The organism is Dietzia sp. B44 (genome assembly GCF_014145245.1).
GTDB lineage: Bacteria > Actinomycetota > Actinomycetes > Mycobacteriales > Mycobacteriaceae > Dietzia > Dietzia natronolimnaea.
The window spans coordinates 12,134-14,627 of record NZ_JAALEF010000274.1; the positions used below are offsets into that span (position 1 = coordinate 12,134).

Sequence of the window (2,494 nt, forward strand, 5' to 3'; positions counted from 1 at the left end):
GGTCCCGGGTACGCGTTGACGGAGTCGGGCAGGTTGCTGGCGGACGGTGTCGTGCGCGACGTCCTCCTGTAGAGCCGCTGGCCTAGAATCGTCTGTACGCAGGGCGCGAGGAGGGGGATCCATGTCGAGCACGGCCGATCGTAGGACCGAGGTCTTGCGCGCGATCGTCTCCGACTACATCGCCTCGCACGAGCCGGTCGGCTCCAAGACGCTGGTCGACCGCCATTCCCTGGGGGTCTCCAGTGCGACGATCCGCAACGACATGGCCGTCCTCGAGGCGGAGGGCTTCATCGTCCAGCCCCACACCAGTTCCGGACGGATCCCCACGGAGAAGGGCTACCGCCACTTCGTCGACTCGATCGAGGAGATCACCCCCCTCTCGCGCGCCCAGCGGAAGGCCATCCAGGCGTTTCTCGAGGGTGCCGTCGACCTGGACGACGTCCTCCGGCGGGCCGTGCGGTTGCTCTCCCAGCTCACCCGCCAGGTCGCCGTCGTCCAGTACCCGGTCCTGGGCCGCTCCACCGTGCGCCACCTGGAGGTGGTGAGCCTGGCCCCCACCCGTCTGTTGCTGGTGCTGATCACCGACACCGGCAGGGTGGACCAGCGGACCGTCGAACTCGCGGCCCCGCTGACGGACGACCATCTGGCCGAGCTCCGGTCCCTCCTCTCGGAGGCGGTCGCGGACAAGCGGCTCAGCGAGGCCTCCGAGGCCCTGGCGGCCACGCCTGACCGCGCTCGTCCGGACCACCGCGATGCGGCGGAACGGTGCGTGACGGTGCTGGTGGAGACATTGGTGGAGCAACCCGACGACCGAATCGTCCTGGGCGGCACCGCCAACCTCACGCGCAGCGCAGCCGACTTCGACGGGTCCCTCAGGTCGGTCCTCGAGGCCCTGGAGGAGCAGGTCGTGATCCTCCGGCTGCTCTCGGCGGCGCAGTCCGTGGGGATGGGAGGGCCCGGAGGGGTCACCGTCCAGATCGGGGAGGAGACCCGGGCGGCGGAGATCCGCGGCGCGTCGGTGGTGTCCTCCGTGTACGGTTCCGAGCGCCAGATGCTCGGCGGGATGGGGGTGCTCGGGCCCACGAGGATGGACTACCCGGGAACAATCGCCTCGGTCGCCGCTGTTGCCCACTACGTGGGCGAGATCCTGTCCGGGCACTGACGCCCGTAGCCTCACCCGGGACCAGTTCTTCCATTGAGTTCATTTGACGAAAGGCGACACGTGTCACGCGACTACTACGGGACCCTCGGGGTCGATCGGGGTGCCTCGGAGTCCGAGATCAAGCGCGCCTACCGCAAGCTCGCCCGCGAGTTGCACCCCGATGTCAACCCGTCGGACGAGGCGCGTGAGCGGTTCACGGAGATCACGGCGATGTACGAGGTCCTCACCGACCCCGAGAAGCGTCGTGTCGTGGACATGGGCGGCGATCCCCTCGACTCGTCGCCCGGCGGCGGATACGGCGGCGGTTTCGGTGGCGGTGGCTTCGGCGCCGGCGGCGGTCTCGGCGACGTGTTCGAGGCGTTCTTCGGTGGCGGCGGGGGCGGCGGCGGACGCGGCCCCCGGAGCCGCGTGCAGCCGGGTTCGGACGCGCTGATCCGCGTGAACCTTACCCTGGCGGAGTGCGCGACCGGCGTCACCAAGGAGATCCAGGTCGACACGGCCGTGCTGTGTGAGACCTGCCACGGCAAGGGGTCGGCGAGCGACGCGCCGCCCGCGAAATGCGGCATGTGTCAGGGGCAGGGGGAGATCCAGTCGGTCCAGCGCTCCCTGTTGGGCAACATCATGACCAGCCGCCCGTGCCCCACCTGTGCCGGCACCGGCGAGATCATCACCGATCCCTGTGGTGACTGCACCGGCCAGGGCCGCGTCCGCAAGCGCCGCACCGTCTCGGCCAAGATCCCGGCCGGCGTCGGCGGCGGGATGCGGATCCGGCTGTCCGGACAGGGTGAGGTCGGCCCCGGCGGTGGTCCCGCCGGAGACCTCTACATCGAGGTCAACGAGCGCACCCACCCGGTGTTCGTGAGGGACGGCGAGGACCTGCACTGCACGGTCCGCGTCCCGGTCGTGGACGCCATCCTCGGGGGCAGGGTGGACCTGGAGACGGTGGTGGGTGAAGACCTCGAGATCGACATCCCGGCCGGCATCCAACCCGGCCACACGGTCACCCTGTCCGGCCGCGGGATGCCGCGTGTCCGCGGCGGCGGTGCCGGCGACCTCACGGTGCACATGGAGGTGGTGATCCCCGAGAAGCTCGACCGCAAGCGGCGGGACCTGGTGGAGCAACTCCGCCGTCTCGGCGGCGACTCGGCAGAGATCGTCAACGAGGACACCGCCCGCCGGGGCGGGTTGTTCTCGCGTCTGCGCGACGCGGTCGCGGGTCACTGAGCCGGTGACCCCGCCCCTGTTCCGGGTCGACGCGGTCCCCGCCGTCGGCGAGACGGCCGTCCTCGACGGCGCCGAGGGCCGGCACGCCGGTTCGGCCCTGCGGGTGCG

2 protein-coding genes are annotated in these 2,494 nt (G+C 70.8%); both read left to right on the plus strand.

Going from position 1 to position 2,494, the window contains the following annotated elements:
- The first annotated feature begins 121 nt into the window (after window positions 1-121).
- Window positions 122-1,162 (plus strand): heat-inducible transcriptional repressor HrcA, encoded by a 1,041-nt coding sequence (hrcA, locus tag G6017_RS09705; protein ID WP_179524962.1) that lies wholly within the window; start codon window positions 122-124, stop codon window positions 1,160-1,162.
- A 60-nt stretch (window positions 1,163-1,222) separates the two neighbouring features.
- Complete coding sequence (gene dnaJ / locus G6017_RS09710; RefSeq protein WP_182617137.1) at window positions 1,223-2,386, plus strand: molecular chaperone DnaJ; 1,164 nt, start codon at window positions 1,223-1,225, stop codon at window positions 2,384-2,386.
- Window positions 2,387-2,494: the final 108 nt, after the last annotated feature.